Annotated in this window: 5 protein-coding genes and 2 pseudogenes; 4 read left to right on the forward strand and 3 right to left on the reverse strand. The window is 72.1% G+C overall.

What is annotated here, in order from left to right:
- Positions 1-102: 102 nt before the first annotated feature.
- Positions 103-1,088 (forward strand): annotated as a pseudogene (locus IEZ12_RS36180) (IS481 family transposase).
- Positions 1,089-2,046: 958 nt separating this feature from the next.
- Entirely contained in the window at positions 2,047-2,475 is a 429-nt protein-coding gene (locus tag IEZ12_RS36185) for a GNAT family N-acetyltransferase (RefSeq protein WP_189278506.1), read from the forward strand.
- 743 nt (positions 2,476-3,218) lie between these two features.
- Here the strand turns inward: IEZ12_RS36185 and IEZ12_RS40305 are convergent.
- Positions 3,219-5,354, reverse strand: a complete 2,136-nt coding sequence (locus IEZ12_RS40305; RefSeq protein ID WP_189278507.1) for a hypothetical protein — start codon at positions 5,352-5,354, stop codon at positions 3,219-3,221.
- Between the two features lie 257 nt (positions 5,355-5,611).
- Between IEZ12_RS40305 and IEZ12_RS39800 the strand changes: the two are divergent.
- Positions 5,612-5,766, forward strand: a pseudogene (locus IEZ12_RS39800) (3-ketoacyl-ACP reductase); the annotation flags it as partial.
- 180 nt (positions 5,767-5,946) lie between these two features.
- Here IEZ12_RS39800 and IEZ12_RS36195 read toward each other — a convergent pair.
- Positions 5,947-6,582: a hypothetical protein gene (locus tag IEZ12_RS36195; protein WP_189278509.1), complete on the reverse strand. Its 636-nt coding sequence runs from the start codon at positions 6,580-6,582 to the stop codon at positions 5,947-5,949.
- Between the two features lie 448 nt (positions 6,583-7,030).
- Between IEZ12_RS36195 and IEZ12_RS36200 the strand changes: the two genes are divergently transcribed.
- Positions 7,031-7,225 (forward strand): hypothetical protein, encoded by a 195-nt coding sequence (locus IEZ12_RS36200; protein WP_189278511.1) that lies wholly within the window; start codon positions 7,031-7,033, stop codon positions 7,223-7,225.
- Between the two features lie 250 nt (positions 7,226-7,475).
- On the opposite strand, the gene IEZ12_RS36205 is transcribed toward IEZ12_RS36200, so the two are convergent.
- A complete protein-coding gene (locus IEZ12_RS36205; protein ID WP_189278513.1) occupies positions 7,476-7,811 on the reverse strand; it encodes a GNAT family N-acetyltransferase in 336 nt (111 codons plus the stop codon).
- Between the last annotated feature and the right edge of the window lie 511 nt (positions 7,812-8,322).

The raw sequence follows: 8,322 nt of genomic DNA on the forward strand, positions 1-8,322 counted from the left end.
ACAACCTCGCCCTCGCCGGATGACCGGCAGGGCACGTGCCCCAATGCTGCCAGGTGAGTTACGAGACAGCCTTTAGGCTCCACACCACACACGGAGGTCTTCGTGTCCCACCGTAATGCCCGGCTGACTGTGCACGGCAGGCGGCTCCTGGTCGAACGCGTCCGGGCCGGACGGCCTGTCGCCCATGTGGCCGCCGAGATGGGCGTCTCCCGCACCACGGCCCACAGTGGGTCCGCCGCTGGTGCGAGGAGGGCGAGTCGGGCCTGCACGACCGTCCCAGCCGGCCCCGCACCACCCCGCACCGCACGGCGGACACGATCGAGGCGGAAGTCTGCCGGCTGAGACGCGAACGCAAGCTCGGTCCTGCCCGGATCGGGCCGGTCCTCGGCATGCCGGCCTCCACGGTCCACCGGGTCCTGACCCGACACGGCATCAACCGGCTGCGGTGGATGGACCGGCCCACCGGACAGGTCGTCCGCCGCTACGAACGCGAACGCCCCGGCGAACTGGTCCACGTCGACATCAAGAAACTCGGCAACATCCCCGACGGCGGCGGCCACCGCGTCATGGACCGCCGGTCCGGCGAAAGCAACCGGTACGCCACCACCGGCCTGCGGACCCCGAGCGGGACACCGAGAATCGGCTACTGCCACATCCATACCGCCGTCGAGGACCACACCCGCCTCGCCTACAGCGAGATCCTGCCCGACGAGCGCCAGGAGACCGCGGCCGGGTTCTGGCAGCGGGCCGAACGGTTCTTCGCCGGGCTGGGCATCACCGTCGAACGCGTCCTGACCGACAACGGCTCCTGCTACCGGTCACGTCTGTGGCGCGACACCCTGCGGGCGTCAGGCATCGCGCACAAGCGCACCCGCCCCTACCGCCCGCAGACCAACGGCAAGGTCGAGCGCTTCAACCGAACCCTGCTCGACGAGTGGGCCTACCAGCGGCCCTACACGAGCAACCAGGAACGAGCCGAAGCGCTCCCCGACTTCCTCCACACCTACAACTACCATCGCTGTCACACCGCACTCGGAGGACAGCCACCGATCACCCGCGTCAACAACCCTGCGGGTCAATACATCTAGCCCACGGCAGACCGCGGCCGGCACCTCCGGCAGCACCAGCGAGGCCCGCCACCCCGCAGGGTGGCGGGCCGTTTCGCGGGCGCACCGCGCCGGCCACTCGAGCAGCAGGCCGTGTCCAGCGAGGGCGGCGATCTGATCCGGGCTCACCGAGCCGGGGGCCCATCGAGTTCCCCAACTTCACCGGGGTTTCGGTGGTTTCCACCGCGTCGGGGCCGACCACCATCCGTTTCAGCAACCTCCATGTGGGTCCGGGGGACGGGCTTGTCCCGGCCTTCCCGGGCGACGAACTGGGCGAGCGCGGCCGCCCCGAGCGCGAACCGGTCCGCCTGCGAGACCGGCTCCTTCTTCGACCGGCCCGCACCGGACGCCTTTCCGTGCCCTCGTCACCGCGGCCGCGTCGCCAGCGCCGTCCGGGCCCTCCTCGATGCCGATCGCAGTCAGCAAGTCCTCCTGTCGCTCCTGCTCCAGGTCGGCGAACACCCCGCGCTGCGCGGCGACCCAGTGGCCTGAGCTGCTCGTCTTCGAAGGCCGCATCGGCTGGCAGCACCGCCCGTGGACCCGGCCGTCGGACTCCTGCCACGAGGTGCTCCGGCCGCAGAGGCGGCTCCGGTCGGGGGCGGGCTCGGGCTGGATGCGGGCATGGGCGAGGCCTCCACCGTGCTGCGGCGGGGCTCGCAAGGTCCCGCCGGTCAGGAGCGGCGTCGACGTGCCCGGCTCGTTCGACTCCCGCCGGGTCCGCGCCGTGGTGCCGTTACGCCGAGTCAGAACCGGCAGGGTGTCACCGCGCCGGACCAGCGGGGTGCGCTCCGCCGCAGCCGTCCGGGGGTCCGTGGGCGCCAGATTTCTGCGGCGGACCGCTGCCGGCGCCCGCAACGCGCTCGGCGGCACCTCGCAGCGGATTGGTTTTTCCAAGTAGTCACTTGGAAAAACCAACTGACGGCCGATAGGCTCCGCTGTCATGAGTCAGCACCGACAGGACGGCTACGAGCTCTCCACCGCGCCCGAACGCCTCGACATCGCCTTGGTCCATCACTGGTTGTCCACCGACGCCTTCTGGGCCCTGGGGCGCAGCCTGGGGACGGTCGAGCAGTCGGTGCGGGACTCGCTGAACTTCGCCGTCTACGACCCGGCCGGGGCGCAGGTCGCCTACGCGCGTGTGGTCACCGACCGGGCGACCTTCGCGTGGCTGTGCGACGTGTACGTCGCCCCCGCGCACCGCGGGAAGGGGCTCGGCACGTGGATGGCCTGCGCCGTCCGCGACCATCTCGCCCCCTACCGGCTCAAGCGTGTGCTTCTCGCCACCCTCGACGCCCACGGGGTCTACTCCAAGGCGGGTTTCGTTTCCGTTCCGAACCCGGAGCAGTTCATGATCCTCCAGCACGGGTAGCTGCACGGCGCCCCCGGGCCTGTCCGTGGCAGGAGAGCAACGGCGGCCGCTCGCGCACCTGTGCGGGCGGAGCCGGAAGCGCTCCGGGACCGGGGCGTGTCGCTGCGGCTGCCCCGGGGCGTCTGGGAGCGCGTGGAGCCGGCCGTCGTGGCGGGCATCACGGCCGGCGTCCCGCCGGAGCTTCCTGCGCGCACGGCGCCCCCGACTTCTCCGTCGCCGGAGTGCGGACACGCGGCCGTGTCGCTGCGGACCCGTGGGTCGGTGCCGGTATGCGCAGTTGCCGGGGGGGACGTCAGCCGTCCTCGGGGCCGTCCTCTGCGGCCTGCGGGGCGCGCGGTCGTGCTCGTCGGCGGCCGGAAGATCGCCGTGCCGGACCCGCCCGCGCCGCAATTCGGGGGCTGAAGGCGGCTCGCAGCTGACCAATTGCCGGGTGCCGGGTGCCGGGTGCCGGGTGGGGAGGGGGTGGGCTCGGTGAGCGCCCGTACCCGGGACTTCGCCCTACGCACAGTGCCCGCACGCTACGAAGGCGCCACCCACGCCCGTGTCCCGCTGGAGGGCCTGCCGCACGCCCTGCACGACCGGGAGCGGGGCTGCGACGACCGCGGCGACTGGGGCGTCGCGCCTCGACCTGCGTCTTGTCCGGACTGCCGTCGAAAGACGCTCCCCGGTGTCCTGGCGGAGCGTGGGGGGGGATGGCCCACGGGGGCCGTCCGGTGCTGCCGGCCGGCCCCCGCGAGGGGGGATCAGGTGCGCGGGTCGGGCCGGCCTGCCGCGTGGTCGTCGCCGGAGGGGCGCGACCAGGTGTGGGACGGCTCGGGGCTCGGGCACGGCGTGGGCGTGGGCGAGGGAGTGGGGGTCGGTGTGGGCGTCGGGGTCGGGGTGGGGAGCGGGACGGGGAGCTTGACGCACAGCACGACGTTGGTGACGTGGGCCGTCAGGTGACGGTCCGTCAGCAGTGCGGTGCGGGGCAGGCGCAGCGCGGTGCGGGTGTCGTCGAGGGTGGTGATGAGGGCGAAGGCGAGGGCGCAGCGCCGGTCGGTGATGCTGGTGGTCTCGTCGATGGTGACGGTCTGTCCGACCTGGTAGCCGGTGCGGGGCACGCCCCAGGGTTGGGGGGTGGCGGGGGCGGTGCCGGGGCCGGTGAGGGTGAGGTCGGCGGTGAAGCCGTCCGGCTGGCTGCCCTCTGCGTATTCGATTCCGTTGATGCGCCAGCTCTTGGTGACGGTGACGTCGGCGGTGTCGGTGGCGGTGGGCCTGTTGTAGAGGATGCAGCTGACGGCGTCGGTGCTGGTGAGGTCGACGGTGAAGCCGGGTGCGGCGGGGGTGCCGGTGTTGGCGGTGTCGACGGGTTGTCCGGTGTCGAGGTCGGTGCAGGTGGCGTTGCGTCCGCCCGGGGTGACGAGTTGGTATCCGCTGTGCTGCTGTTCCTGGACGGTGATCTGTCCGCTGGTGGTGGCGGTGAAGGTGGGTTGGAAGGCGACGGAGCCGGTGCCGTCGTCGGTGGTGGTCTCGGTGGCGGGCAGTCCGGTGATGCCGCTGGTGGTGGTGGTCGCGTCGAAGGTCCAGCCGGCGCCGGCGGGTGTGGCGCCGGTGGTGTCCTCGCCGGTGGTGGTGGCGGGGACGAGCTGTTTGACGACGGAGATGCTGCCGCGGCAGCGGGTGAGGACGAAGTCGTGGAGCTGTTGGCCGGCGGCCTCGAAGTCGGTGGTCTGGAAGTAGTCGGCGGTGGTGAGGTTGGTGCCGTCGTAGCCGGTGGGGCCGGAGATGGCGCGCAGGTTGAGGCCGGAGAGGCCTTCGACGCCGCGGCCGACGCCGAGTGCGATCACCCGGGAGTCCTCGGCCTTGACGGCGTTGGCGGAGAAGATGCCGTTCTCGACGTCCCGGAAGTGGGTGTTGGAGCCGTCGCCCTGGGCGTTGTCGGCGAAGCGGGTCGGGTTGCCGTCGGTGATGACGAAGACGGCCTGGTAGTGCTCGGGGGCTTCGGCCACCGCCCACAGGCCCTGGTCCCAGTTGGTGCCCTTGCCGAGTGTCCAGTCGGCGTAGAGCTGTTTGAACGCGTCCGCGCCGGCCTGGGTGGAGACCGGGTGCAGGTCGGGGTGGTTGGCGGGCACGCTCGTGGACGGCGAGGCCTGGTCGAAGGAGAACAGTGCGAGCCGGGAGGGGGTGCCGGTCAGCGCGTTCACCAGGGTGTCGGTCGCCGCCTTGAGCTGGGGGAGGGCGGAGCCCACGGAGGCCGAGAGGTCGAGGAGGATCGCCGCGTCCATGCCGCAGCCTGCCGGGGGCTCCGGGTTGGTGCGCGAGTTCTGCCACACGCCGCCGGACGCCGGGTAGTTGGTGCCGTAGGTGTTGCTGAGCATGAAGCCGTTCGGGCCGGTCTCGGTGGAGGAGTAGGTCTGGTCGGCTGCCAGTGCGGGCGTTTGGAAGGCGTAGGTCTGGGCGATGGATCCGCTGCCGCTGCCGGGGCCGGTGCGCAGGACCGGGTTGGCGTACCAGCCGGCGGGGGCGGTGCCGGGGAGCTGCTTGACCCAGAAGCTCCGGCCGGCGTTCGCACCGCCTGCGGCGGTGTCCGGGACGACGAAGCTGCAGTCGCCGGCGGCGTCGGACAGGCACTCGGCCCAGCTGGTGTTGACCGGCGAGGTGTCGGACTCCGCGGCGAACAGGCCCAGTTCCACGCCGGCGAGCGGGCCGACGGTACGGGGGCCGGTGCGGTCGCCGCCGACCCGTACGGTGACGACCGAGGTGTCTGCCGTGGGGGCCGGCACCGCCCGTGCGGCGGCCGTACGGCCGGTCGGTGCGGTGTCGGGGCGGGCCGCCGCGGGAAGGGTCAGGCCTGCGGCGGCGGTCAGCGCCGCGGCCAGCGCGGCGGTTGCTCTCATCATGCTTCCAGCAAGCCACCCCGCCGCCCCGCACCGGCCGCGGCACACGGTGAGCGCGTGAATCAAGCACTCTTTCGAACCAGGCAACACCAGGGGCGCGGCCGGCTCGGTTCTCTGTGTCGAGCAGTCGGGCCGCAGCCGGTCCGGCTGGCGGCCGAGGTCGGCGACCGGGTCGGTGGTGTATCGACAGCGTGGTCGTACTTGTCGGCTGCCGGATCCAGGCCGAGCAGCATCGCGCGCCAGCTCGGCCGACAGCCATCCACCGCGCGGAGCGGGAGTTCGGCGGGTGGACGTCGTGGTGAACTCCGCCGGCCGGCTCGCCCTGTCGCCGATCGCCGACCTCGACCTCGCCGTGCTCGACGCCCTGCACCGCACCAACATCCGCTGCGCCTTCGTCGTCGCGCAGCAGGCGGCCCCCTGTGTCTCCTCGCGCTCCGAAGGCGGGTTTTCGCCCTGGGGCAGGGCTGAGAGGGCCGACCGGCCGGGGAGTGCGGTGCCGGGCCTGGTCCGGAGCCCGCGCCGGAGGTGTCTGGTGTGGGCTCCGGACCGCGACGGCTTGTGGTCGTCCGTTGTCGGCAGGGTGCGGGTGCCGAGGTCAGGCGCGGTACATCTGGGTCGCGGAGGTGATCCGGCCCTGCTGGTCGAACTGCACGATGAACTGGTTCGCGTAGCAGAGGTACGGGGCGGGCGCGGTGTGGGCGCTGCCCTTGCAGCCTTGGACGAGCTTGACGAGGAAGTCGACGGAGGCCTGCTCGGGCTTGGCCTGGTTGAGGACGTACGCCTTGGCGCCCGGGGCGAACTCGTACGTCTCGGTGCTGCCGGTGGCCTCGAAGTAGGGCTCCCCGGGGACGTTCGGACCGCAGACGAACTTGGTCGGACGGGCTCTCAGGACGAACTTCGCGCCGGCGGTGGCTTCGACGGCCTCGACCACGGCGCCGCCGTCCACCACGCCGCCCTTCCGGGAGCAGTCGTCGGCGGGCGCGCCGGTCGGCTTGGCGGAGGTCCCGCCCGCGGGCTTACCGGTGCTGGCGGCGGGGTTGGGAGATGCGGCGCCCGCGTTGCCTGGTGCGGTGGGGTTCTGGCCGCCGTTCGCAATGCTGGTCGCGGTGGCGGAGGGGGCTGCGGAGGCCGGGGCGGCGGCACCGGTGCCGGAGCTGTCCGGCTCGCAGGCGGTGAGGGCGAGGGCGGAGGCGGCCAGGGCGGCGGCCACGGTCAGGCGGTTGAAGCGCATGCTGATTTTCCCCAAACGGGTAGCGGTGAACATGGGGACCCTGGCTGTGAATCGGTCGACGCCCCCGCGGCCCGACCTTCACTTCCAAGATCCAATGGATGGACATCCTGCCCGATCCAATGAACCGCATTACGCCAATCCGGCCCTTGACGGTTCCACTTGAAACCAACCCGTGACGGTGATTGCATACCCTGCCCGGTATATCGCGGTCAGGCAACGGGTCTGTCCCGACACCTGCCGGGGTATCCGGCGAACCGGTTCTCTCCCTCAGCACACCGGCCGACGTGCCGCCAGGACGCGCCGTAGAGCAGGCTCCTCGCATCGCACCGATTGTGAGGGCGGGTGGCGGTATGTCGGCGGCGCCGGGCTGAAGGCCGGGTTCGAGCCGTGGACTAGCTCGAACATGAACGCGGGCAGGATGTGGACAGGAGCGGAGCTTCCGCTGGAGATGACGGTCTATCACCGCTACGGCATGGTGCCCCGCTTCGCGATCGACCTGTCCGGCAATCAGGACGGCACCATCCTCACCGCCTACGCCGCTGAGCTACCCGACGTGATGGATCTGATCGCGCGCTGGGCGCCGGCCGTGCAGGCCCTGGCCGCAGCCGCCCTCGGTCCCCATCCCCAGGACGGCCAGCGGTGAGCACCCTGGGCATGGGTGACGGCCAGTCAAGAGGGTGCCGGAAGCACTTTTCCAGTGCCGCGTTCGCGCCTTCTACAGCCCGGTTCGTCCGGGCCGGCGGAGAGCGAGCTGCCAGCTGCGAGATCCTCGCGTACCGATCGACAGTGGTGAGCGCCCGGTAGCAGGCCTCGACCAGCCGGCAGGTCCGCATGCCCGGGACGAGTTCCCGGCCCTGGGCCGTCCGACAGCCGTGCCTCGGGGCGGGCGGGGGTCAGGTCGGGAGGTCGAGGACCAGGATGTGGTGGGGCGCGGCGCCGTTCCAGGGGATGTTGGTGCCGGCGTAGCGGTAGCCCCAGGCGCGGTAGGCGGCTTGGGCGGCGGTGGCCTCGGGGCGGGAGTTGAGCATGATCCGCTCGTTGGCGACGGCGACGGTGAGGGCGGTGTGCAGGCGGGTGGCGATGTGTCGGCGGCGCCAGGCGGGGCGGACCGCGAGTTCGAACAGCCCGAAGGTGCGCTGCCCGTCCTCGCGGCGCAGGTCTTCGGGGACGGCGGTGATGAGGGTGTCCCACCACTTGGTGGTCGCGGCGAGCGGGTGCCCGTAGGCCATCGCGGTTCAGTGGCTGCGGGAGGCGGGTCGTCGGCCAACGGCCGCCCCAAGTCGACGCCGAGACGGCGGTGCCAGAGCAGATGGACCGCCTCCGCCCGGGCCGGAAACGGCCAGGGAGTCGAATCGACCAGATCGCCGAACCGCAACGGCCCTTGCGCGGCCAGCTCCAGCAGCAGCGGCTGCAGCCCGAGCCGGTCCGAGCGCGGACGCCGTCGGGCCGACAGCGCATCCACCACACTCAGCACGTGCCGCCGCCACCCCGCCACCACGCTGTAGCGCCACCCGGCGATCGCCGCAGCCTCCCTCGTTGCGGCGAACTTCACCAGGTCGTCGTCCCGGATCAGGCCGGCGGGCCGGACGTCCAGCACCCGCCGCCCGCCGTCCGGCATCACCGCCAGGAAGTCCGGAACGTGCGCCGCCCGCCCACCGAGGTGCTCAAAGTCCAACTGGAACGGCTGAAGCAACACCTCCGTCACCCCGACGAAGTCCAGCGCCAGCAGCAGGGACCGCT

The sequence above is a fragment of the Kitasatospora griseola genome, from assembly GCF_014648555.1.
Classification (GTDB): Bacteria; Actinomycetota; Actinomycetes; order Streptomycetales; family Streptomycetaceae; genus Kitasatospora; species Kitasatospora griseola.